Origin of the sequence: Rhodanobacter sp. PCA2 (assembly GCF_013620825.1) — a bacterium.
GTDB lineage: Bacteria > Pseudomonadota > Gammaproteobacteria > Xanthomonadales > Rhodanobacteraceae > Rhodanobacter_A.
In genome coordinates this window covers 43231-66948 of the sequence record NZ_NJIC01000021.1, presented here as the reverse complement: position 1 = coordinate 66948, position 23718 = coordinate 43231, and the positions used below count along the sequence as shown (strand labels likewise).

The following is a 23718-nucleotide window of genomic DNA, read 5'->3' as shown; positions in this document are numbered from 1 at the left end:
CTTCACCTGCCTCCGCAGCCGAAGCGGGCCTGACTCATTCTGCAGGGGTGTCGAAACCTGCTCTAGCTGTTCGCCGTCCGCAAGCAAGCCGATACCGGCGACCCATCCAACCACGCACCGCATGGGCGGAAAGAAACCATGATCGGCACCCTCGCGGCAAAGAGAAAGCTGATCCTGCGACTGGTCGGCATGACCACGTTCGCCTCCGGTGCCGTGGCAGCCGTCTACCAGCCGGTGTAAACGTCACGCGCAGGGATGACACGCCCTGCCCGCTCTCAATCCAGCGGCCAGGGCAACTGCTCGCTCAATGGATGGCTGGCCGCGACCTCGGACGGTTCGGGTTTGATCGGAGACCTGTCGCCTGCGACAGAACCGCGCCGCCACCACGTCTGCACGTCACGGCGCTCGACCGGTTCCGCCGGCTCGCCGAGACGGGGCAGCAGCAAGGCGGCGTGGTTGGGGTCGGCCAGCGTGAGCAAGTCTTCCACCGGCTCGTCCCAGGCATGCGTGGACAGCGCGAACGTGCCCCAGTGCACCGGCATCAGCACGCCGCCGCCCAGCAGGCGGTGCGCGGCCAGCGCATTCGCCGGCCCCAGGTGGATGTCGCCCCAGGACGGATGGAACGCACCGACTTCCAGCATCACCAGGTCGAACGGGCCGAGCCGGTCGCGAATGGATTCGTACTCGGTGGTGAGCCCGGTATCGCCGCTGAAGAACACGCTGTGGCGTTCGCCGGCCATCACCATCGACGACCACAGCGTCTGGTTGCGGTCCTTCAGGCCGCGGCCCGAGAAATGCTGCGACGGCGCGGCGGTGACGGTGAGGCCGGTGCCGGGGATGCGATGGCTCTGCCACCACACCAGCTCGGTGATGCGCGAACGCGCGATGCCCCAGGCTTCGAGATGCGCACCCACACCCAGCGAGGTGACGAACGGAACGTCGGACTTCGCCAGCGCACGTATCGTCGGATAATCCAGGTGGTCGTAGTGGTCGTGCGAGATCACCACGGCATCGACCTCGGGCAAGTCGCGCAACCCGATCGGCACCGGCTGGAAACGCTTCGGCCCCAGCAGCGCGAACGGCGAGGCACGCTGGCCCCACACCGGGTCGGTGAGCACGCGCCAGCCGTCGATCTCCAGCAGCACCGTGGAATGCCCCAGCCAGGTGGCGCGCAACCCGCTCGCCGGCTTGCGCAGCCACGCGCCGCGCGGGTCGTTCGCGGCCAGCGGCGCCGGCGGCGTGCGGTGCTCGTCGCCGCACAGGAATTCGCGCAGCGTCGGCCGCGCAGCCTGCGGGTCGCGCAGACCGGGCAGCACCGGATGGATGTTGCGCAGGCGCTCGCCGTCCCACATCGACAAGTCGTGCAAGCGCTCCAGCCGCTCGCCCTGCGGCGGTTTGCCGAAGGAATTCATGCACCGCACTCCGCTATCGCCAGCCCTGACCACGGAACCATGGGGGCTGGCCTTGCCGGCGCCAAGTGCACGCAGCGAAGAATCCGGAGATTTCGGGAACGCGGCGTCCGCGTAGAATGGCCGCTTTACGCCAACCCGACTGTCCCCATGGCCCTCACCGCCACCATCCACAAGGCCGAACTGTCGATCAGCGACATGGACCGGCACTACTACGCCACCCATGCGCTGACCCTCGCCCGGCATCCGTCGGAAACCGAGGAGCGGCTGATGGCGCGCCTGCTCGCATTCGCGCTGTATGCCGACGAGCGGCTGGAGTTCGGCAAGGGACTCAGCGACACCGACGAGCCGGCCCTGTGGCGCAAGGCTTATACCGGCGAGGTCGAGCTGTGGATCGACGTCGGTCTGCCCGACGAAACGCGCCTGCGCAAGGCCTGCAACCAGTCGCGCCAGGTCGTGGTGCTGGCCTATGGCGGCCACGCCGCCGACGTCTGGTGGAGCAAGATCGCCGGCACGCTCACCCGCCACGACAACCTCAGCGTGCTCGCCATCGACCACGCCGACATGCAGCAACTGGCCGCCCTGTGCGAACGCACCCTGCGCCTGCAATGCCTGATCCAGGACGGCGAACTGCAGCTCATCGCCGGCGACCTCACGCTGCCGATCCGCCCCGATATCCGCATGGGCGAGTACGCCGTCGCCTGAGGAAGTGAACCTGACCCTGTTTCACCGCTCAGTACTGACACATCGACATTACCGCGCCGCTCGGGCCGCTTGCGCTGAAATACTTCGCATAGGTTTCATCCGCCCAGCGCAGTGCCCCATCGCGCTGGGCTGGCGTCACTGCTGACGACAATGCAGTGATGCCCCCATCAAACGTCTTGGCGTCCTCTGTACCCTCGGCCATGCCATGGCGCATCAGCGCCCAATAGCGGAGCTGCATCACCGGGTCGGGTCGATAGGTGTAAGCCTCGTAGCCGCCGCCTCCTCCGTCAGAAAGCTGGCGACTTGAAACTGATGCCAACGCGAAGACGTTCGCCCAACTACCCTTCCTCAACGCAGCCTCGGCGTAGCGTCGGGTTTCGTCTGCATAGGCAGCCGCCTGCTCGGGCGTGAGCTTCGGGCCGGCATAAGGAGCCACCAGCGCGCAGGCGGAAGCTGCCGTATCGCCGAGGCGGGCCGCCTGCAGCATCGCTCCGTAGATGGCCCCATCCGCAAGCATCGCCTCGGTGCCCTCGCACATCTGCTGGGTATCCAGGATGTGTTGCACATTGCGTTGGATGGAGGCGAGCGCCTCTTGCTGCTTCACAGGGTCATCAAGGCCCCTAGCATGGAAATAGGCCTTCGTAGAGCGGTTCCAGAGAGGGTCGGCCTGCAAGGCAGCCAGCCACTCCAGCATGCGGGGGCGCTCAATGCACCAAGCCATGTCGTTGAACAGCCGGCTGGCGGCAGCCGCATCGCCCTCCCCCGCGTATGCCTGAAGGTCGGCCCGATCCGAAAGCAGCGGAGCGTTGGCAAGCGGCAACGTGTGTGGCACTGTGACGACCGACCTCGATGGCGGAACGGATCTGCTCTGCACAACCGCCGCTTGAACTCGTTGCTTCGGCGGCTGCGATCTCGTCGTCCACATCACAGGAAGCACCACGATCCCCGCGGCTACGAACAGCCATAACCATCGGCAGGATCGTCCCAAACGCATACGTCTTCCCCCTGCATAGGGTCAGGATTGGCTACCACTGGCAACCAAGTGAACCCGACACCATTTCTTCGTCACTTGAAGCTCATGAAAGAATACTTCCGACAAGCCACGGGAAGAAATCTGTCGTCGATATCCGGGCTGGCGCAATGCCAGGACACCGCACTGCTGCGCCGCACCGCAATCAGCATCACGAGACGACCGCGGAGAGGCGCACCCACCGACTCGTCAAATTTCAGCATGATGCTTCCCTTGAAGATCTTGACTTCGCTCACGTGCCGATCGCGCATGTCCACGGACGACGACAGTCCCATCGCCATGTTGTCTTGCGGCAACGCGCCGTGATCTTGCAGGTAAGTCTCGACTGCGGTTTTTTCAGGGGTGGCAGCCATCAGCGCGTCGATTACCTGTCCCCTCACACCGTCGGCATGATGCAGCGACGCGGCAATCCATGCCAAAGTCGACAACACGATCGCCCCGGCCCAAATCCCGAATGCCAGCAGTCGGTTCGTCTTCCCGGCAACAGGTTGTTTCTTGCCAACACGCCCGGACAAACCCACATTTCCGGCGTCATCGGTGGCGCGACGCTCATCCGTCCCCCACATGCCCACCAGGAACACCAGAACACCAAGCATGAAAGTCACGGTGAAGCTCGTGAGAACCACGACGAGCCCCCAGAACAACAAGGGGCTTTCGTCGCGCGTATGGCAAGTCACGTGGAAAGAACGCCTGGCAGCTGCGCAAACCACCCCATCCAGTCCCTTTGCGACAACCGAGGCATAGCCTCCGGCAAAGAGCATCAACACGGCGAATCCCATCACAGACTGGGAAATCTTCTTGAACACGTCGCTTTCAGAGAAAAAACGGGACCACGCAATCCACAGGATCACCCCGAAAGCGAACACGAATACCGCCGCGTAAAAGAAGGTATTCGAATACGCCAGACGAACCCAATGCTCCATGCGGAAATCCTTTCGAGGCCGTGGTTCAGCATCGCACCGTCGCACAGGCTACTGCCTCGAAGGCATCGCATGGGCTCCCGTACCACCCTTTCTTCAGGGAATGGGAACCAGGTTCACTTGCTCAAGCAGCCGCAAGTACCTTGCGCACCGTATTCGGAGCCGCCACCGCCACTTTCAGCAGCGCCTTGGCTGCACCACTCGGCTCGCGCCTGCCCTGCTCCCAATCCTGCAAGGTGCGCGTGGAGACGCCAAGCATCGCGGCGAAATCGGCCTGTGATAGCCCGAGCTTGAGGCGGGCCTCGGTGGCTTCCGTCACCTGCACGGTAAAGCGCCGCCCGCCGCCGGCCTTGATCTCGCGGACGGCCTGCAGAACTTCCTGGCCGATATCGCGCTGGGCATCGCGCTCCAGGATTTCCTTGCTGAGCTTTTTCATGATTTCACCACCTGCTCCTTGAGCAACCGGATGACGTCTGCCGGAAGGTTTTCCCGTTGCGACTTGGCGTAGATCGCAAGCAGCCAGATCTGCCCCTGCGCGGTAACGCCGTAGTAGATCACGCGTACGCCGCCACGCTTGCCCTTGTCGTGGGCGCCCCACCGAAGCTTGCGGCAGCCGCCCGACGCCGGAATGACGTCACCAACGTCGGGATGACTGGACAGATACCACTGCAAACCGGCGTACTCCTCTTCCGTGAGGTAGTCGTGCACGTATTTCGCGAACACGGACGATTCGATGAACTCGTACATGGGCAGACTCCTTTCCGCACACGGCGGACTATACGGCAATGCCGTATAGTCCGCAAACTTGGGCCACGACAGTTACGCCATCGGCAACTTCAACCCCTGCTCCTTCGCGCACTCCACCGCGATGTCATATCCCGCATCCGCGTGCCGCATCACGCCGGTACCCGGATCGTTCCACAGCACGCGCGCAATCCGCTTGTCCGCTTCGGCGCTGCCGTCGCACACGATCACCACGCCGGAGTGCTGGCTGTAGCCCATGCCGACGCCGCCGCCGTGGTGCAGCGACACCCAGGTGGCGCCGCCGGCGGTGTTGAGCAATGCGTTGAGCAGCGGCCAGTCGCTGACGGCGTCGCTGCCGTCCTTCATCGATTCCGTCTCGCGGTTCGGGCTGGCGACGGAGCCGGAGTCGAGGTGGTCGCGGCCGATCACCACCGGCGCCTTCAGTTCGCCGTTGCGCACCATCTCGTTGAACGCGAGGCCGAGCTTGTGGCGCTGGCCCAGGCCCACCCAGCAGATGCGCGCGGGCAGGCCCTGGAAGCTGATGCGCTGCTTCGCCATGTCCAGCCAGTTGTGCAGGTGCTGGTCGTCGGGGATCAGCTCCTTCACCTTCTGGTCGGTCTTGTAGATGTCCTCCGGGTCGCCGGACAGCGCCACCCAGCGGAACGGGCCTACGCCGCGGCAGAACAGCGGGCGCACATAGGCGGGCACGAAGCCGGGGAAGGCGAACGCGTTTTCGCAGCCTTCGTCCTTCGCCATCTGGCGGATGTTGTTGCCGTAGTCGAACGTGGGGATGCCTTGCGCGTGGAACGCGAGCATCGCTTCGACGTGCTTCTTCATGGATTGCTTGGCGGCCTTGGCGGTGCCGACCGGATCGCTCTTGCGGCGCTCGGTCCACTGCTCCAGCGTCCAGCCCTGCGGCAGGTAGCCGTTGACCGGGTCGTGCGCGCTGGTCTGGTCGGTGACGGCGTCGGGCTTCACGCCGCGGCGCACGAGTTCCGGCAGCACGTCGGCGGCGTTGCCGAGCAGCGCGATGGATTTCGCTTCGCCGGCGGCGGTGTATTTCGCGATGCGCGCCAGCGCGTCGTCGAGTTCGCTGGCCTGCTCGTCCACGTAGCGCGTCTTGAGGCGGAAGTCGATGCGGCTCTGCTGGCACTCGATGTTGAGGCTGCACGCGCCGGCGAGGCTGGCCGCCAGCGGCTGCGCGCCGCCCATGCCGCCGAGGCCGGCGGTGAGGATCCAGCGCCCCTTCAGCGAACCGCCGTAGCTCTGCCGGCCCATCTCCACGAACGTCTCGTAGGTGCCCTGCACGATGCCCTGCGAGCCGATGTAGATCCACGAGCCGGCCGTCATCTGGCCGTACATCATCAAGCCCTTGCGATCCAGCTCGTTGAAGTGCTCCCAGTTCGCCCAGGCCGGCACCAGGTTGGAGTTCGCGATCAGCACGCGCGGCGCGTCGCGGTGCGTGGGGAACACGCCGACGGGCTTGCCGGACTGCACCAGCAGCGTCTCCTCGTCGCCCAGCTCGCGCAGGCTGCGCAGGATCGCGTCGAAGCATTCCCAGTTGCGCGCGGCGCGGCCGATGCCACCGTACACCACCAGCTCCGCCGGGTTCTCCGCCACCTCGGGGTCGAGGTTGTTCTGGATCATGCGGAACGGCGCCTCGGTGAGCCAGCTCTTGCAGGTGAGCGTGCTGCCGCGCGGCGCGCGGATGACGCGGGTGGTATCGATGCGGGTGGGGGCGTTCATGGCGGGCTCCGACAATACAGATCACCGGATTATAGACACGCGCTCCCGTGCTCCCGTTGTGCAGGTGCGATACCGGATGTGGCGGGCCGTGCATGCCGCACGCGCCAGGCGCGACCGGGCAGCGAAATCTCAGCGGCAACCCTGCGGCGGTTGCAGCTTCGCGTCGAACAGCACGTTGTACGCGAGCGTGCCCATGGCGGCGTAACCGCGGTCGTTCGGATGCAGGCCTTCGCCGGTGCACACGGTCGCCATGCCCACCGGCAGCGGGGAGCGCTTCGCGGCGAGCGGCGGCGGCACGTAATCGCCGGCCACGGCGTCGGAGAAATCGATCACGCCATCGAAGCCTCCGTAACGGCGTATCCACTCGTTGAACTGCAGCCGCACCGCTTCGCGTCCGGGGCTGTACCAGCTCGCAAGCCCGGCGAACGGCGTCACCGTGCCGGCGTAGATGCGCAGGCGATGCTGGTGCGCGACGTCTGCCAGCATGCGCATCGCGGCGATCAGGTCGCCGGCGGACGCGCCGTTCGGATAGCCGGCCGCATCGATGCCGCGGTTGATGTCGTTCGCGCCGAACAGCACGACCACGTCCGTGACGCCCGGACGGTCGACGACGTCGCGCAGGAAGCGTTTCAGGCCGGACGCACCGGCGCCGGGATTGCCGATCTGGTCGGTGGTCAGCTCGTCGGCGCTGATGCCCGCATTCACGACCGCGGCCGCGTGGCCGTTGCGCTCGGCAAGCGCGGCGAGCACCGCCGGCCAGGACCTGCCGGGTGCGGTGGCGAGCGCACCATCCGTGATGGAATCGCCGAACGCGACGATGCCGCGGGTGCCGGCCGGTGCCTCGACGTCGACGCCGGCGAGCAGGTAGACGTGGTCGTCTCGCGTGTGCGGCAGCGCGTTCGCGGGCGGCAACTGCGCGAGCGAGCGCAGCTGCGTGGCGTCGCCGTCCACCGCATACGTGGTGTGCGCGAGCTGCATGGGATGCATGTCCGCAAGTTGCGCCGGCCCGTCGAAGTACAGGCTGACGACGACGCTGGACAGTGGCGCCACGCGCAGTTCGACCGGATCGCTGACCGCCTCGCCGCCGGGCGCGATCGTGATCGAGCGCTGGCCGCCGAAACTGAGCTGGCGGTCGTTCGCGGCATCGATTGCGGACAGGTCGCGGGCGTCGCCGGCACCGGGCGCGATGCGCGCGGCGCTGACGGTGAGCGGCTCGCGACCGTGATGATTCGACAGCCGTATGCGCACGCGCGTGCCGCCGGCGCTCAGGTTCACGCTCTGGCGCAGCGTCAGGCGTTCGACAGCGGGCGCGCGTTCCAGCGGCTGTCCGTACTCGTCCAGCACCGGCTTGCCGTCGGGGCCGGCGACGCGCACGTGGTTCGACGTCATCGCCTGCCCCCAGCTCGCGACCCACTTCTGCACGACGGGCCGCGTGTTGGCGGTGCAGGCCGGCAGCAGCAGGCATGCGGACAGCAATGCAAGCAGCGCGAGCATGGGCCGCAAGCGGCGAACGCGGATCGGGGGAGTCATGTGCGCATGTCCGGCAGTGGAGAATCGCTGGACGGGATCGTTCGGCAGTTCGTGCCGGATTGTCAACGCGGTCGGGAACGGCTGCCGTGCAGCCCGCTTTCATGGGCGCGCTCTCCACACGTCGGGCAGACACGCGCGGGCGTCGTGCATTCATGTCCGAAAACGGCGAGTTTCCCTCCCGTCGCGGTGCTAGCCTGCAGGCATGAGCGATGCCCACGCCAGCCCCCTGCCCGACCCGCGCGCCTGCGAACAGGCACGGCTCAGCCGCGATGCGCGCTTCGACGGCTTGTTCTTCACCGCCGTCAGCAGCACCGGCATCTACTGCCGGCCGGTGTGTCCCGCGCCGCCGCCGAAGCGCGAGAACGTGCGCTATTACGCGAGCGCCGCGGCGGCGGAAGCGGCCGGCTTCCGACCGTGCCTGCGTTGCCGCCCGGAACTGTCGCCGGGCAACGACGTGTGGCAGCGCGGCGACCACGTCGTCGCGCGCGCGCTGAAGCTGATCGGAAGCGGCGTGCTGGACGAAGGCTCGCTGCAGTTGCTTGCCGAACGCGTCGGCGTCGGCGAACGGCAACTGCGCCGGCTGTTCGTGGAACGGCTCGGCGCGCCGCCGCTGAGCGTGCACACGACGCGCCGCCTGCTGTTCGCGAAGCAGTTGCTGACGGAGACCAGCCTGCCGGTGACGGAAGTCGCGCTGGCGTCCGGCTTCCGCAGCCTGCGCCGCTTCAATGCCGCATTCGCGCAGGCGAACCGCATCGCGCCGCGCGAACTGCGCCGCCAGCCGCGCGCAGCGGCGACGGAGGGCGCGCTGGTGCTGCGCCTCGCATACCGGCCGCCGTTCGATGCCGCGTCGCTGCTCGCGTTCCTGCGCGGCCGCGCGCTGCCGGGCATCGAGCAGGTGGACGAAACCAGCTATGCGCGCGTGTTCGGCCCCACGGATGCACCGGGCTGGCTGCGTGTCTCCGCGTGGCCGGGTGGCGAGCATGCGCTGAAACTGGAACTGCACTGCCCGCAGCCGGCACGGATGCTGGACGTGGTCGCGCGCGTGCGACGCCTGTTCGACCTGGATGCGGACCCGCGCGCGATCGCGGACGCGCTGCGCGGCGATGCGACGCTGCGCCCGCTGCTGCGCAAGCGCCCCGGCCTGCGCCTGCCGGGCAGTTGGGACGGCTTCGAGATCGCGGTGCGCGCAGTCCTTGGCCAGCAAGTCAGCGTCGCGGCGGCGCGCACGCTCGCGACGCGGCTGGTGCAACGCCACGGCGCGGCATTGCACGACGCGCCGCTGCCCGGGCTGGACCGGCTGTTCCCCACGCCCGATGCGCTGGCGGACGCGGACCTGCGCGAGATCGGCGTCACCACGGCACGTGCCGCGACGATACGCGGCGTGGCGCGCGCGCTGCTGGATGGCCGCGTGGATTTCCGCGTGGAGCAGCCGCTGGACGAGTTCGTGGCGCGCTGGGTCGCGCTGCCCGGCATCGGCGACTGGACCGCGCATTACATGGCGATGCGCGCGCTGAGCCACCCGGACGCATTCCCCGCCGCGGACCTGATCCTGCGCCGCGCCGCCGCGGGCGATGGCGAGGCGCTGGCGACGAAGGCATTGACCACGCTCGCCGAGGCATGGCGGCCGTGGCGCGCGTATGCGGTGATCCACCTGTGGCGCGGCAGCGCGGACGTGGCGCCGGCGCCGCGCGCGAAGCGCACGAGGGCGACCGCATGAGCACGCAGGAAACGATCTGGTACGACGAACTGCCCACGCCGATCGGCCGGCTGCGCCTGGTCGCCGATGCGCAAGGCCTGCGCGAAGTGTGGTTCGAGAGCGGCCGCCAGCAGAAGGCGCCGGCGCCGCACTGGCGGCGCGATGCCGGCAAGCTCGCGTTCGCCCGCGTGCAGTTGGAGGAATACTTCGCCGGCACGCGGCAGGCGTTCGAGCTGCCGCTGCATCCGCTCGGCACGCCGTTCCAGCGCACCGTGTGGGAGGAACTCGCGCGCATCCCGTATGGGGTCACCGTCAGCTACGGCGAGATGGCGCGTCGCATCGGCCAGCCGCAGGCGGTGCGCGCGGTGGGCGCCGCGAACGGCCGCAACCCGCTGCCTATCGTGCTGCCCTGCCACCGCGTGATCGGCGCGGATGGCAGCCTCACCGGCTTCGGCGGCGGCCTGCCGGTGAAGCGTTACCTGCTGTCGTTCGAACAGCGCATCGCGCACGGCGACCTGTTCGGGCCCGGCGCGCACGCCCGGGGCTGATGCCCATCGTCGGGAAGCCCGCCCGCGACCACGACGAAGAGGCCGCCACAACGGCCGCGGCAAGCGCCGCGGCCGTGTGATGGTTCCTGCGCCGGCTCAATGGTCGCCGTTGCCCTTGCTGCGCGTGCTCACGAACACATCGCCCGGATCGTCGACGTTGAGCTTGCGACCGAAGTACAGGCGCGTGCCGTCCGCCGACAACGAGGCACGGGTTTCCGAGGCGGGCGTATTGATCAACGGATTGTCGATACGCGTCGGCGCCGACCACTTCGACGCGGTATCGGGGCGGGTGGCGACGTAGATGTCCTGGTCGAACGGGCTGGTGCCGGCGCGGTTGGAGCTGAACACGATCTCGAGGCCGTCCTTGCTCACGTTAGGCATGCGGTCGTCGGCGGGCGTACTCAATTCGGCCACGCGCTCGCCCGGCAGTATCGTGCCGTCGTCCAGCATCCGGCTCATGTAGATGTCCTGGCCCTGGCTGTCGGGATAGCCGTTGCTGGAAAAGAACAGCATCGTGCCTTCGCGCGTTTCCACCAGCGACGGGCTGAACTCCGCGCCCGCGGTGTTCGGGCCGTGCGGGAAACAGCCCAGGTTCAACGGCTTCTCCCAGCCGTGCGCCGGGTTCTCCCGGGTAAGGTACATGTCGCCGGCGGACGGACCGCCCGCGGGTGCAGGCGGTGGCGTGTCGCCGGGGTAGCAGTCGTCGGCGGTCTGCCGCGAGCTGACGAACAGCAACCACTTGCCGGGCAGCGGCGTCGGGCAGTAATCGAACTCGGACGAATTCACCACCGGCCCGAGGTTCTCCGGCGTATCCCAGTCCGAATGCGGCGTGTGGCGATGCGCGCGGTAGATGTCGAGCTTGCCCTGCGCCCCCGGCGCGTTGCGGTTCGACGCGATGTACAAATCCAGTCCGTTCGGGGATTCGATCGGACAACCTTCGGCGGCGGCCGTGTTGACCCCCGCGACCGGCTGCGGATTGCCCCATGGGCCGAACTGCTTCGCGCCGGCGGGACTGGCCAGCAGCAGCGCGACGATGATCGAGATACCGCTGGTTGCGGGATGCAGCTTCATATGCCTCTCCTTGCAGGTTGGGTGGTCTGGTCGAGCTTCGACGCCGGGCGCTCCGCTCCCACGCCATGACGGGCACGGCCGCGCACCCGAGCTGCCTGCCGCGTCCGGCCGGCGGTCGGGCTGGTCCGGAAGACCCTGGCGCTCATGGCGACTTCCCTGGCGTGGATGCCGGCGATTCCGGCCTGGCCAGCGTCGCGCCGGGGCCGCCGCCGGGTCTTGAGGGAAGGGCTAGGCTTTGTTGGGAGAGCTTGGGGAATGTTGGGCCGCAAGGACTTGCGAGTGTGTATGCTTTGCGCACCTCCCGGATCCTGACATCCGATGTCCCAGCCGCAGCCGGCCCGCGTTGCCTTCGACGACGTGATCATCGATGTCGCCGGCCAGCGCCTGTGGCGCGGCGGGGCGAGGCAGCCGCTGGAGCCCAAGGCCTTCGCCGTGCTGGTCCTGCTGGCCTGCTCGCCGGGGCGGGTGTTCGGGCGCGACGAAATCCTCGACGCGGTTTGGGGCCATCGTCACGTCACTCCCGGCGTGCTGAACCGGGTGGTGACCCTGCTGCGCCATGCGCTGGGCGAGGACGCGCAAGCGCCGCGCTACCTCCGCACCGTGCATGGCGTCGGCTACCGGTTCGAGCTGCCCGTGGTCGCGGAAACGCCGCCCGGGGCATCGACGGAGGCGCCGGCGCCCGAAGCCCCGGCGCCCGATGCCGCGATCGCGCCAGCAGCGCACCCGCTGCGCCGTTCCAGCGATGCGGCACCCCCGCCACGCAAATTCCCGCATGCGGCGCTATGGCTGCTGCCGTTGCTGGCCGTGCTCGCGCTCGCCGGCTGGAAGTTGTGGCCGCGGCACCCGGCCACTGCCGCGGAAGCGGTACCGGCGTCGGAGCAGCGCAGCATCGCCGTGCTGCCGCTGGTGAATGCCAGCGGCGACGCCGCGCAGCAGTTCTTCTCCGACGGAATCTCCGAGAACCTGATCGACACCTTGTCCCGCTTCGAGGGCCTGAAGGTCATCGGCCGCGCTTCCTCGTTCCGGTTCCGCGACGGCAAGGACGAAAGCAAGGCAATCGGCGCGAGGCTGGGCGTGGCCTACCTCGTCAGCGGCAGCGTGCAGCGCGCTGGCGATACCGTGCGGATAGGCGTGGAACTGGTTTCCACCGCGGATGGCCGCACGGTCTGGACCGAACATTACGACCGGCCGTACCAGGACCTGTTCGCGCTGCAGGACGACATCGCCCGCGCCATCGCCGCCGCGCTGCAGGCGAAACTGCTGCGCACCCCCGGCGCCACGAAACAGGACAACCGGCCGCCCGGCGGCAACATGGATGCGTACAACGCGTACCTGCAAGGCCTGCGGAATTTCTACGTCGGCGATTACCGCAAGGCCATCGAGCTGCAGCAGAAAGCGACGCAGATCGAACCGGATTACGCCGCCGCCTGGGCGCAGCTGTCGACGGCCTGGGTGCTGCTGGGCCAATACATGGGGGACGACGAGAAGGCGCAACGCGCCTATGCCGAGGCGCGCAAGGCCACCGACGTCGCGCTGCGGCTCGCACCCGACCTGGGCCTCGCGCACGGCGCACGCGGCAACCTGCTGCTGGCCGCCGATTTCGACTGGCGCGGCAGCATCGACGAATTCCGCCGCGGCGCGGCGCTTGCGCCGGAAAACGGCCAGATCCGCGGCGGCCTCAGCCGCGCGCTCGCGGCAAGCGGCCACCTGCACGAGGCGATCGAGCAACGCGAACGCTTCCTGTCGAACGAGCCGCTGTTCGCCGGCAACCACTTCCTGTACGCCTACCTGCTGATCGCCTCGGGTCGGCTGGACGCGGCGGAAAGCAGCATACGCTTCGGCCACGAACTGCAGCCGCGGCCGGGCGTGCCGTTCGAATTGATGTACGTCGCGATCCTGCGCGGCGACGCGAACGCCGCGCAGGACGTGGCCGCACGCCAGTCTCCGCCGTGGCGGGAATTGAACCTGGCGGTAGCCGCGCAGATCGGCCCCGACCGCGCCGCGGCGGACGCGGCGCTGGCGACCGCACTCAAGGAGGAGATCTGGAGCAGGACCACGCCCTACCTGATCGCGCAGGCCTATGCGTTGCGCGGCGATGCCGACAAGACCGTCGAATGGCTGGAACGCACCTGGTCCAGGCACGACACCAACCTCCACCACCTGCTGTACGACCCGTTGATCCTGCGTTTCCGCAACGACCCCAGGCTCGCCTCGTTCTGCGCGAAAGTGGGGCTGCCGCCGCCGACCGCGAGCGAGGCGCTGAGCATCGACCAGATCATCGCGGCGGCGAACGCCGGGAAACGCTGAAGCCGGGACGGCCGAGCTTGGGCGGCGACCTGCCGGCGAAGCGTTATCTGCTGTCGTTCGAACGGCGCATCGCGCACCGCGACCTGTCCACCGCGCCGGATCAGCGACCCTGCTTCTTCGCCGCCGAGCCCGTCGGCTGCGACGGCTGCTGCGCGGACGCGTTGCCGTACTGGTTGACGAGATCCTGATCGCGCGCGTTCGAGCGATCCTGCTGCGCGCGGTCCGCCTGTTCCTGCTGCTTGCGCGCGGCGGAGTCCTGCATCAGCGGCTGCCGCGCCATGTTCGCCACGTTCTGGCGCTGCTGTTCCTGCTGCTGGCTCTTCTGCAGCTGGTCGCTGACCTGCTGCTGGCGCACCGCCTGCTGGAACTGCGCGTTCGCCGGCGGCGTCTGCGCCATGCTCGTGCCCGTGGCGGCGAACAGGGCCACCAGCAGCCAGCGCAGCGCGGGGTTATGCGGTTTTCCGGCATGGTGACGTGCGACGGTCATATGGTTTCGGCGATCATGGAAGGACTTTTGCATCGTATGGATTCCTGCATGAAATTTCCGTTCCGCCTGTTGCTGGCCGCCTTCGTGGCGTTCAGCGCCGGTTGCGCCACGCAGCCTCCCGCAACCAGGGCCACCACGCAAGCGGCCCCTGCGGCGGCGGCACGTCCCGCGCCGCTGCTGCTGATCTCGATCGACGGGTATCGCCCGGATTACCTCGACCGCGGCCTCTCGCCCACCCTGGCCATGCTGGCGAAGGACGGCGTGCAGGCCGAGTCCATGCAACCCGCGTTTCCCTCGCTGACGTTCCCGAACCACTACACCCTGGTCACCGGCCTCTATCCGGACCACCACGGCATCGTCAACAACACCATGGCCGATCCGCAACTCGGCAAGTTCTCGCTGGGCAACCGCGAGGCAGTGGCCGACGGCCGCTGGTGGGCCGAGGGCACGCCGATCTGGGAAACCGCCGATGCGCACGGCCAGCGCACCGCAACGATGTTCTGGCCCGGCAGCGAGGCCGACATCCGTGGCCGGCATCCGGACTACTGGAAGCTCTACGACGGCAAGGTGACGCCCGACCAGCGCGTGGACCAGGTGCTGGCATGGCTGGACCTGCCGGCCGATCAGCGGCCCACGTTCCTCACCTTGTATTTCGATGCGGTCGACCATGCCGGCCACGAGCACGGTCCGGATTCGGCCGAGGTGAACCAGGCGCTGCGCGAAACCGACGCGGCAATGGCGCGCCTCGTGCAGGGGCTGCGGCAGCGCGGCCTGTTCGACCGGATCAACCTGATCGTGCTGTCCGACCACGGCATGGCCAGCGTGCCGAAGGAAAACAGCGTGCTGATCGACCAGTTGATCCCGCTGGACGAGGTGCAGACCGTCAGCCTGGGCATCCTCGCCGGCTTCAACCCCAAGTCCGGCCACGACTTCGCCGCGATCGAGCGCAAGCTGGAACGGCCGCAGCAGCACATGCGCTGCTGGGACAAGACGCGCGTGCCCGCCCGCTTCCACTACGGCAGCAACCCGCGCGTGCCGCAGCTCGTCTGCCTCGCCGACACCGGCTGGCGCATCGCCAGCACCGAGCTGCTCGCACGGCGCAAGGGCCACATCAGCATCGGCGACCACGGCTACGACAACGCCGACCCGGTCATGCAGGCGCTGTTCGTGGCGCACGGCCCGGCGTTCCGCGCCGGCCTGCGCACGCCGGCGTTCCCGAACGTGGACGTCTACCCGCTGATGACCCACCTGCTGGGCCTCCCCGCCGCCGCGAACGACGGCGACTACGACGCGGTGAAGGGAATGCTGAGGAACCGGGATTAGGGATGCGGGATTCGGAAAAAGCTCAAGCCGGCGAGAACCTGCTCTACCGAATCCCCAATCCCCACTCCCGAATCCCGGCCCTCACCCCATCGCCCCCTTGCTCATCGGCGTGGGCGGCGTGGCCACGTTCACCAGCGGCTTCAGCCGGATCAGGCCCAGTGCGATCGCGAGGCCGGCCAGCACCAGCACGCCCGTGAACGCGGCCACGCCGTTCCAGCCGTGCGCGGCGTAGAACAGGCCGCCGCTGGCGCCGGCCACGCTGGAACCCATGTAGTAGCAGAACAGGTACATCGACGAAGCCTGCGCCTTCGCCGCGCCGGCGCGCCGGCCCACCCAGCTGCTGACGATGGAGTGGCCGCCGAAGAAGCCGAACGTGACCGCGGCGATGCCCGGCATGATCAGCCACAGCGACGACGCCAGCGTCAGCAGCACGCCCGCCAGCATCAGCGCGAACGTGGTCCACAGCACCTTGCGCCGCCCCAGCTTGCCGGCAAGATGGCCCATCCACGCCGAACTGAACGTGCCGATCAGGTAGATGCCGAAGATCAGGCCCACCACGGCCTGGCTGAGGTTGTACGGCGGCGCGAGCAGGCGGTAGCCGAGGTAGTTGTAGACAGTGACGAACGCACCGAGCAGCAGGAAGCCCTCCACGAACAGCCACGGCAGGCCGCGGTCGTGGAACATGCCGCCGAAGCGCGCGGCCAGCGCGCGGGCGTCCAGCGGCTGGCGCACGAAATGCCGCGACGGCGGCAGCGCACGCCAGAACGCCAGCGCGCAGGCCACGCCGATCACGCCCACCACGGCCACGCCCACGCGCCAGTCGAAGAAATCGGTGAGCACGCCGGTGACCAGCCGCCCGCCCATGCCGCCCACCGCGCTGCCGCTGATGTACAGCCCCATGCCCAGGCCTATCGATTCGGCGTGCATCTCCTCGCCGAGGTAGGTCATCGCCACCGCCGGCAGGCCACTCAGCGTCAGCCCGAGCAGGCTGCGCACCACCAGCAGCGAATCCCAGCTCGGCATCGCGGCGCTGGCCAGCACCAGCACCGCGGAGGACAGCAGCGAGGCCACCATCACCGGCTTGCGTCCCCAGGCGTCGGAAAGCCCGCCCGCGAACAGCATCGCGAACGCCAGCACGCCGGTGGTGAGCGACAGCGACATCGCCGCGGCCGCCTCGCTGACGCCGTAGTCGCGGCTGAACTCCGGCATCAGCGGCTGCACGCAGTACAGCAGCCCGAACGTGGCCAGGCCTGCGGCGAACAGCGCGAGATTGGTGCGGCGGAACGCGGGCGTACCGTGGTGGATCCAGTCCGCCTCGTCCACTGGCGGGGACGCGGGCCGGGAATTCCGGGGCTGAAGCATGCTGCAGTTTCCATTCCATGGCGACGCCAAGGCGCAACAAGATTAGTCCATGCTTCGTGACGATCGACAACGCGGCGCGTGCCCGCGGCAGATGCCGTTGGCGGTGGACGCCGACCGCCGCCGGTCGCGCGGACGTACCCGGGCCCCTGGCCAGTGCCGATCGCCCACTCGACAAGCAGCGGTTGAAGCTGAACAATGCCAAAACGCAGCGGCGACGCCCGCGCACGGATGGCGCCGGTCCATCGTTCATCGCCGGCAGGCGCCAGCGCGGTGCACAGGTGGAGTCCGGTTCGGAGGACCTCGTGAGTCGCACACCGTTGATCGTCTTCGTGCTCGCTTTCTGCCTGGCGCTGACCGCCTGGGCGAGGGCCGCCGACGGTCTGCCCGCGCTGCAAGTGGCGCAGTTGTCCGACACGCCGCAGCCGCCGTCGCCCGCGGCGGTCACCCGGGGCGCGCTGGCTGGCGATTTCCTCCCGCTCGCGGTGCCGGTGATGACGCCATCCGGCACGCACGACGTGTGGTACCGGCTGCAACTGGATGGGAACTGGCCGGATTCCGCACCGCCCGTGCTCAGCTTTCCGGGCACGCTGCATGCGCACCTGTGGGTCTATGCCCCACCGTCCTACCAGCCGCAGAGCCTGTGGCTGCAGCAGACCACCGACCCGGCGCGTTTCTCGCGACGCGCCCTGGCCACCGTGCTGCCGCACGGCCTGCACGCCGGGCAGCCGGTGTATGTGCGGGTCGAACGCAGCGACTACCCCTACCGCACCGTCCCGGCCGTCACCGACCTGGCCAGCTACCAGGCCACCGACCTCGAGCACGTGCGCATCGTCACGCTGCTGGCCGGCATCCAGCTCGCGATGGTGCTGGCGGGCATCTGCCTGTGGGTCATCCTGCGCGATCGGCTGATCCGCTATTACCTGGCCTACGTCAGCACGCAACTGGTCTACGCCATGCTGGCGAGCGGCGAGCTGTACGACTCCCCCCTGGGCCCCGCGTTCGCGTTGCTGGGATCGCACGGCAGCTGGCTGTTCGCCACCTTGAGCGCGGCGTTCTCGATCACCTTCGTGATCGAATTCTGCAGCCTGCGCCAGACCGCGCCCCGTTCCAGCGCCGTCTTCGGCGGCCTGCGCTGGCCCCTGTTCGCGGCGGCCGCGCTGTCCCTGCCGCCGCTGGGGACGTACACGGCCCTGTTCGCCACCGTGGTCAACCTGGTGATCCTGCTGGCCTCGATCATGGCGATAGCCACGGTGCTGCTGGCGCTGCGCCGGGGCAACCGGCAAGCGCGTTTTTTCCTGGTGGCGTGGATGCCGCAGGTGGGCTTCACGATCTTCCGCATCGTGCAGCTGCTGGCCGGCTGGCCGCTGCCGCCTTGGCTGGAATACGGCTTTCCGCTGACCATGGCGTTCGCCAGCCTGGTCGTGATGCTGGGCCTGGCCGACCAGACGATGCACGCGCGCAACGAACGCGACATCGCCGACCACCTCGCGCACCACGACGCGCTGACCGGCGCGCTGAACCGGCGCGCGCTGCTGGCCCGGCTGGACCGGGCGGTGGCCGACGCGAAGCATGCGGAGCAGCCGCTGGCGTTGCTGTTTCTCGATCTCGACCACTTCAAGGCGATCAACGACGAACACGGCCACGCCGTCGGCGACCGCTGCCTGCAACTGGTGGTGGAAACGATCAGCCACGAACTGCGCGCGGACGACTGGCTGGGCCGTTACGGCGGCGAGGAATTCGTGATCGTGCTGCCGCACGCCGCACGCCGCAACGCCGAGCAGATCGGCGAGCGCGTGCGCGCCCGGATCGAGAAGCTGCGCATCCCCGGCAACGGCCGCAGTTTCGGCATCACCGTCAGCATCGGCGTCGCCGGCCTGCTGGACCAGCGCGACACCGGCTCCGCGCTGCTGGAACGCGCCGATGGCGCGCTGTACCAGGCGAAATCCGCCGGCCGCAACCGGGTGGCGACGCACGCCTCGCTCACCTTGCACCGCGACGCCGAACTGACGTAGGCGATCCCTGCGATGCCACGAACCGCGTGGCCGCCGCAACCGGTGGCGGGAACGGGCATGTCACGCGCTGCGGTCGCTGCGCAGGGCGCGCACGGCTTCCTCGTTGCTGGCCGCGTCGCGGCCGCTCATCCAGCCGAACAGCGCAATGCCCACCACGATCGCCAGCGCGCCCAGCAGCGCCCAGCCCCGCGGCCAGGCCTCGCCGAGCATGACCGCGCCCAGCATGGTGGTGAACAGCAGCTCGGCCGCCTGCATCGCCTCCACCGCGGCCAGCGCGGTGGGCTGGCTGCGCACGCGGTCGGTGGCCGCGAAGAACAGCACGGTGGCGATCACGCCCGAGGACAGCGCCACGCCGCCGGCCAGCACGATCTCGCGCCAGCTCGGCGGCCCGACCCGGCTCCACGCGATCGCCGCGAACAGCAGCCACAGCGGCCAGCTGCACAGCGTCATGCCGAACACGCGCTGCAGCGCGTTCACCCGGTGGGCGCTGGCCTCCAGGTGCAGCAGCAGCATGCGGTTGCCCAGCGGATACGCGAACGCGGCCAGCACCACCGCGCCTGCCGCCAGCCAGTCGCCCGGACCCAGATGGCCCTGGGCGTGTCCCCATTGCAGCGCGAACACGCCCGCCACGATCAGCGCACCGACCGCCAGCGTGCGCCACGCCAGTTCTCGGCGCGCGTCGCGGTAGATCAGCGGCGCGAGCAGCGGCCCGGCCAGCACCGTGGTCTGGAAACTGCCCGCCACCAGCCACGCCGGCCCGCTGCCCGCCGCCCAGGTCAGCGGGATGCCGAACAGCACGAAGCCCACGCTGCTCCACGTCAGCCACGCGCGTGGATGCGCGCGCAATTCGCGCGGCAGTTCGCCCAGGCCGCCCCGCCACGGCAAGGCCAGCGCCAGCAACGGCAAGGTGATCAGGTAACGCAGGATCACCGCCCACGCCCAATGCCCGCCGCCGCTCACCAGGCTGCGATTGAGCACATAGGTCATCGTGAAGAACAGCGCCGAGCACAGCGCCAGTCCCACGGCGGCGAGAGCGTTGCGGCGCATCGGCGGGTCCTTGGCGTCAAACAGAATCATCTACTCCGCAACACATCCGCATCCAGCAATCGGCGCAGCGCGCCGACATACGCAGTCCTGCCCAGCAGGTAGGTATTTTGATGCGTGCCACCATCCACCGTCACAAAAGTCACATTCGGGTGGCCCAGCGTTGCACTTCGTGCAAGCGCATAGGGTGTCACCGTATCGGCAGTTCCCTGCAGTACCGACACAGGCACGGATGGAATCTGCTCGAAAAGCAATGTAGCAGAGTAGTCTTGCCGTCCAAGCAGCTCACGCACAGGGAGCAGTTGCCAGCCAATCAGCGCCCGATGCCGACTGATCCACGCACGAACAACACCGGCCAAATCAGATCCAAGCCCATCCACGAGCACGCCTCTGGGCTTGAATTTCGCAGCCTCAACGAGCGCTATGGTTGCGCCGAGCGACCGACCCACGAAGACACTTTGGCTCGCATCGCAGTGAGTCGTCTGGCTCACCTTCGATATCGCCAATGCAATCTGGTCGGACAGTAGCGAGATTTTGGAACGCCCCTGCGCTCCATCCTGTCCAGGGTACGAAATTGCGTAAACCGCGGCTCCGCCGTCCTGTATCAGCGGAAAGAGCGTTCTCTCATACGTACCGGTGCCGCCGTGCTGCCCTGGAAAGAAAAATGCACATGCCTTCCCGGCGTCGCCATACCTGCGGACCACGACTGCCGCCGTCGGCGACACTGCAATATCGAACCGCGCGTCCTCGTGGGTCTGATCGTTGGACTGCGCGCTGAATATCAGCCCGTCGATACCCCAGTGAAGCAACGCCGCCGGCACGGCGAAATACAGGGTCACGACACCCGCTACAAACAGCCCAAAAAGGTTCTTGAAGCGCAGAAAAAACTGCCATCGATTCCCACGGCCATTCTGCATGGCGACCTTCAATTGCCGCTCGCCAGCGGCAGCCGCAGCCGCACTTCCAGGCCTCCGCCTTCGCCGTTGCAAGCGAGGATTTCGCCGCCGTGCACCTTCGCCACGCGCTGCGCGATGGCGAGGCCCAGGCCGTGGCCTTCGGCGTGCGCCGCGTTGCTGCCGCGGAAGAACGGGCGGAACAGGGAATCCAGTTCGTCCTCGGGCACGCCGGGACCGTGGTCGCGCACCACGCATTCGGCCTGTCCGGCTTCGGCGCGCACCGAGAGTTCCACGCTTCCCCCTTCGGGGCTGTACTTGACGGCGTTCGAGACCAGGTTCGCTACCGCGCGTTCCAGCAGCACGGGGCTGCCGACCACCTCGACCGGGCCGTCCGCGGGCAGCCACTGCAGCCCGATGCCGCGCGCATCCGCCTCCAGCCCGGCCTGGCGCAGGCAATCGCGCGCCAGCTCGGCGAAGTCCAGCCGCTCGCGCTCCATGCCCGGCAGGCCGCCTTCCATGCGCGACAGCGCCAGCATGTCGCCGGTCATGCGGTCCAGCCGCGCGATCTCCTGCTCGGCCTGGCGGAAGTAGGGCTCCGCTTCCGCCGCGCTGCCGCTGCGCTGGGCGAGGTCCAGGATCAGGTGCAGCCGCGCCAGCGGCGAGCGCAGTTCGTGCGAGAGATCCTGCAGCACGCCGCGGTCGTGCTTCACCAGCGCCTCGATGCGCTCGGCCATGGCGTCGAAATCGCCGGCCAGCTGCGCCAGTTCGTCGTGCGCGTCGCCGCCTGGATGATCCACGCGCGCCGACAGCTCGCCGGCGGCCATGCGCCGCGCCGCGTTGCGCAGCGCCTGTACCGGCTTCGCCACGCTGCGCGCCACCCACCAGCCCACCAGGCCGATGAACAGCAGCGACAGGCCCAACTGCACGGCAAGCAGGATCTTCTCGCGCGTCTGCGGCGGCAGCCGCGTGTGCGAGCGGCTGATCGCCACGAGTTGGCGCGGGCGCCCGTCGGCGCCCACGACGGGCTGCACCGCCACGTACCAGTACATGCCCCGCCACGGCCGCAGCATCAGGAAGCGGTCGGCGGCCAGCATGGCCGGCAGCTCCTGCCGCACCATGGGCGGCAGCCGCACCGGCGCCAGCGCGCGGCCGTCCTGGAACAAGGTCGCCTCGACGCCCTCGCGACGCTGCCGCGCGGTCCAGTCCGCCAGCGCCGTGCCGCCGCCCTGTTCGTAGGCCTGGTCGGCCGATTGCGCCAGCGCGCTCCAGTCGATCTCCACCGCGGTGGTGTATTCGATGAAGCGCCGGGTGAGGAAGCCGCCCAGCAGCAGCACCAGCAGGTTCACCGCGCAGAACCACAGCAGCACGCGCCAGTACAGCGAGCTCTTGAACGGATTCATGGCGCGGTCGCCACCAGCACGTAGCCGGCGCCGCGCACCGCGTCGATGCGCGGCGCCTGCGCGGAGGCCTCCGCGAGCTTGTGGCGCAGGCGGCTGACGTGCACGTCGATGCTGCGGTCGTAGCGCTCCAGCTCGCGTCCCAGCGCGAGGCGGGTCAGCATGGCCTTGTCCACCAGCTCGCCCGCGCGTTGCGCCAGCGCCAGCAGCAACTGGAACTCGGCGCCGGTGAGCGAGACTTCCCGTTCGTCCACCAGCGCACGGCGCTCGCCGGGCAGCAGGCGCAGCACGCCGAGCCGCACTTCCCCGCCCACCGCTCCCGGCGCGTTGCGCCGCAACTGTGCGCGGATGCGCGCCAGCAATTCGCGCGGCAGGCAGGGCTTGGCGATGTAGTCGTCCGCTCCAAGTTCCAGCCCAACCACGCGGTCCACCGGCTCGCCGCGCGCGGACAGCATGATCACCGGCAGGCGGTATTTCGCGCGCAGCTCGCGCAGCGTCGCCAGGCCGTCGCGGCCCGGCATCATCACGTCCAGGATCAGCAGGTCGGGCCGCTGCGCCGCGTTGTGCAGCCGCGCCAGCGCCTCCTCGCCGTCGTGCGCGACGTCCACGTCAAAGCCCTCGCGCCGCAGGTACTCGGCCAGCAGGGCGCACAGCGCGCGGTCGTCGTCGGCGATCAGGATGCGTGACATGCAGGCCTGTTTAGCGGATCGGCGGCGCCGCGCCCAAGGGCTTTACCCATCTTTACGCTCCCGCAAAGAACATACACGCCGGATTGTCGTCCAATGGACACACGCTCCAATCCCCCCACGACAAGAGGCGACAACCATGCGCAAGAACCTTTTCATCGGCCTGGCCCTGAGCACGGCGCTGGCGCTGGGCAGCGCTGCCGTAGCGGCGCAACCCGGCCCGCACGGCGGCTGGGGCCACCGCGGCGGCGAGCACGGCATGATGGCGCTGCACAAGCTCAACCTCAGCGACGCCCAGAAGGCCAGCGTCAAGCAGATCATGCAGAGCAGCTTCGAGCAGAACAAGGGCCAGCGCCAGGCCGTGCGCCAGCAGCGCGAGGCGTTCGAGGCGATGAAGCCCACCGATCCTGGCTACCAGGCCGCCGCCGCCGCGCTGGCCCAGGCCGAGGGTGCCGCCACCACGGCGCGCGTGCAGCAGATGGCGAATGTCCGCGCGCAGATCTACAACGTGCTGACCCCGGCGCAGCAGTCGCAGCTGGCCGCCATGAAGGCGCAGCAGCAGGAGCGCAAGCAGCAGTGGCAGCAGTTCAAGGCCCAGCAGAAGGCCGCCGGTTCGACCACGAGCGGCAAGTAAGGGAACGTCCGCGCAGGCCCTCCTTCCTCCTGCGCAACGTGAAGCCGCGTCGGCGACTGCCGACGCGGCTTTTTTGCGCCCCAATGCGACCAGCGTCCCCATGGCGGCTCCGGCGCGCTGGCGGCAACGAGCTTCGCACGCAGCGTGGGCGGCAATACGAAATCCGGCGCG

The 23718-nt window shown here is 68.6% G+C and carries 21 protein-coding genes; 7 read left to right on the top strand and 14 right to left on the bottom strand.

The genetic code is table 11. The features are described 5' to 3' along the window. Positions 1 to 275 precede the first annotated feature (275 nt). Positions 276 to 1412, bottom strand: a complete 1137-nt coding sequence (locus PCA_RS09110; protein WP_181302299.1) for an MBL fold metallo-hydrolase — start codon at positions 1410 to 1412, stop codon at positions 276 to 278. A 147-nt stretch (positions 1413 to 1559) separates the two neighbouring features. On the opposite strand from PCA_RS09110, the gene PCA_RS09105 reads away from it, so the two are divergent. Continuing rightward, positions 1560 to 2114 (top strand): YaeQ family protein, encoded by a 555-nt coding sequence (locus PCA_RS09105; RefSeq protein ID WP_181302298.1) that lies wholly within the window; start codon positions 1560 to 1562, stop codon positions 2112 to 2114. A gap of 28 nt (positions 2115 to 2142) precedes the next feature. Here the strand turns inward: PCA_RS09105 and PCA_RS09100 are convergent, their stop codons facing one another. From PCA_RS09100 to PCA_RS09075, 6 genes are all read right to left on the bottom strand, one after another. After that, positions 2143 to 2808, bottom strand: coding sequence for a hypothetical protein (locus PCA_RS09100; protein WP_181302297.1), 666 nt, complete (start codon positions 2806 to 2808; stop codon positions 2143 to 2145). A 371-nt stretch (positions 2809 to 3179) separates the two neighbouring features. Continuing rightward, entirely contained in the window at positions 3180 to 4067 is an 888-nt protein-coding gene (locus tag PCA_RS09095) for a pilin (protein WP_181302296.1), read from the bottom strand. 121 nt (positions 4068 to 4188) lie between these two features. Then, entirely contained in the window at positions 4189 to 4500 is a 312-nt protein-coding gene (locus tag PCA_RS09090; protein ID WP_181302295.1) for a helix-turn-helix domain-containing protein, read from the bottom strand. After that, the gene (locus tag PCA_RS09085) at positions 4497 to 4811 is read right to left on the bottom strand and encodes a transcriptional regulator (protein ID WP_181302294.1); all 315 of its coding nucleotides are present in this window, start codon (positions 4809 to 4811) and stop codon (positions 4497 to 4499) included. The genes PCA_RS09090 and PCA_RS09085 overlap by 4 nt, the downstream gene beginning before the upstream one ends. Positions 4812 to 4883: 72 nt before the next feature. Further along, positions 4884 to 6554, bottom strand: a complete 1671-nt coding sequence (gene hutU, locus PCA_RS09080) for a urocanate hydratase (protein WP_181302293.1) — start codon at positions 6552 to 6554, stop codon at positions 4884 to 4886. 129 nt (positions 6555 to 6683) lie between these two features. After that, positions 6684 to 8084, bottom strand: coding sequence for a GDSL-type esterase/lipase family protein (locus tag PCA_RS09075; RefSeq protein WP_255436751.1), 1401 nt, complete (start codon positions 8082 to 8084; stop codon positions 6684 to 6686). Between the two features lie 202 nt (positions 8085 to 8286). On the opposite strand from PCA_RS09075, the gene PCA_RS09070 reads away from it, so the two are divergent. Together PCA_RS09070 and PCA_RS09065 are read left to right on the top strand one after the other, a co-directional pair. Next, the gene (locus tag PCA_RS09070) at positions 8287 to 9801 is read left to right on the top strand and encodes a DNA-3-methyladenine glycosylase 2 (RefSeq protein ID WP_181302292.1); all 1515 of its coding nucleotides are present in this window, start codon (positions 8287 to 8289) and stop codon (positions 9799 to 9801) included. Further along, complete coding sequence (locus tag PCA_RS09065) at positions 9798 to 10328, top strand: methylated-DNA--[protein]-cysteine S-methyltransferase (RefSeq protein WP_181302291.1); 531 nt, start codon at positions 9798 to 9800, stop codon at positions 10326 to 10328. The genes PCA_RS09070 and PCA_RS09065 overlap by 4 nt, the downstream gene beginning before the upstream one ends. Before the next feature lie 96 nt (positions 10329 to 10424). Here PCA_RS09065 and PCA_RS09060 read toward each other — a convergent pair whose 3' ends face one another. After that, entirely contained in the window at positions 10425 to 11399 is a 975-nt protein-coding gene (locus tag PCA_RS09060; protein ID WP_181302290.1) for a PD40 domain-containing protein, read from the bottom strand. A 318-nt stretch (positions 11400 to 11717) separates the two neighbouring features. Here PCA_RS09060 and PCA_RS09055 point away from each other — a divergent pair, with 318 nt between their 5' ends. After that, positions 11718 to 13706, top strand: a complete 1989-nt coding sequence (locus tag PCA_RS09055; RefSeq protein ID WP_181302289.1) for a winged helix-turn-helix domain-containing protein — start codon at positions 11718 to 11720, stop codon at positions 13704 to 13706. Between the two features lie 100 nt (positions 13707 to 13806). Here the strand turns inward: PCA_RS09055 and PCA_RS09050 are convergent, their stop codons facing one another. Then, positions 13807 to 14193 (bottom strand): hypothetical protein, encoded by a 387-nt coding sequence (locus PCA_RS09050; RefSeq protein WP_181302288.1) that lies wholly within the window; start codon positions 14191 to 14193, stop codon positions 13807 to 13809. Between the two features lie 48 nt (positions 14194 to 14241). Between PCA_RS09050 and PCA_RS09045 the strand changes: the two genes are divergently transcribed. After that, on the top strand, positions 14242 to 15516 hold the full coding sequence (locus PCA_RS09045) for an ectonucleotide pyrophosphatase/phosphodiesterase (protein ID WP_181302287.1): 1275 nt from the start codon (positions 14242 to 14244) through the stop codon (positions 15514 to 15516). Positions 15517 to 15597: 81 nt separating this feature from the next. Here the strand turns inward: PCA_RS09045 and PCA_RS09040 are convergent, their stop codons facing one another. Further along, the gene (locus PCA_RS09040) at positions 15598 to 16878 is read right to left on the bottom strand and encodes an MFS transporter (RefSeq protein ID WP_181302286.1); all 1281 of its coding nucleotides are present in this window, start codon (positions 16876 to 16878) and stop codon (positions 15598 to 15600) included. Between the two features lie 302 nt (positions 16879 to 17180). Between PCA_RS09040 and PCA_RS09035 the strand changes: the two genes are divergently transcribed. After that, complete coding sequence (locus tag PCA_RS09035; RefSeq protein WP_181302285.1) at positions 17181 to 18890, top strand: diguanylate cyclase; 1710 nt, start codon at positions 17181 to 17183, stop codon at positions 18888 to 18890. Between the two features lie 60 nt (positions 18891 to 18950). Here the strand turns inward: PCA_RS09035 and PCA_RS09030 are convergent, their stop codons facing one another. Genes PCA_RS09030 through PCA_RS09015 form a run of 4 tightly spaced genes read right to left on the bottom strand, consistent with a single transcriptional unit; the run spans position 18951 to position 22916 of the window. Further along, positions 18951 to 19937 (bottom strand): multidrug resistance efflux transporter family protein, encoded by a 987-nt coding sequence (locus PCA_RS09030; RefSeq protein ID WP_181302284.1) that lies wholly within the window; start codon positions 19935 to 19937, stop codon positions 18951 to 18953. A 26-nt stretch (positions 19938 to 19963) separates the two neighbouring features. Beyond that, positions 19964 to 20863, bottom strand: a complete 900-nt coding sequence (locus tag PCA_RS09025; RefSeq protein ID WP_181302283.1) for an alpha/beta hydrolase — start codon at positions 20861 to 20863, stop codon at positions 19964 to 19966. After that, a complete protein-coding gene (locus PCA_RS09020) occupies positions 20860 to 22230 on the bottom strand; it encodes a HAMP domain-containing sensor histidine kinase (RefSeq protein WP_181302282.1) in 1371 nt (456 codons plus the stop codon). The genes PCA_RS09025 and PCA_RS09020 overlap by 4 nt, the downstream gene beginning before the upstream one ends. Beyond that, the gene (locus tag PCA_RS09015) at positions 22227 to 22916 is read right to left on the bottom strand and encodes a response regulator transcription factor (protein ID WP_181302281.1); all 690 of its coding nucleotides are present in this window, start codon (positions 22914 to 22916) and stop codon (positions 22227 to 22229) included. The genes PCA_RS09020 and PCA_RS09015 overlap by 4 nt, the downstream gene beginning before the upstream one ends. Positions 22917 to 23052: 136 nt before the next feature. On the opposite strand from PCA_RS09015, the gene PCA_RS09010 reads away from it, so the two are divergent. Further along, a complete protein-coding gene (locus tag PCA_RS09010) occupies positions 23053 to 23547 on the top strand; it encodes a Spy/CpxP family protein refolding chaperone (protein WP_181302280.1) in 495 nt (164 codons plus the stop codon). Positions 23548 to 23718: the final 171 nt, after the last annotated feature.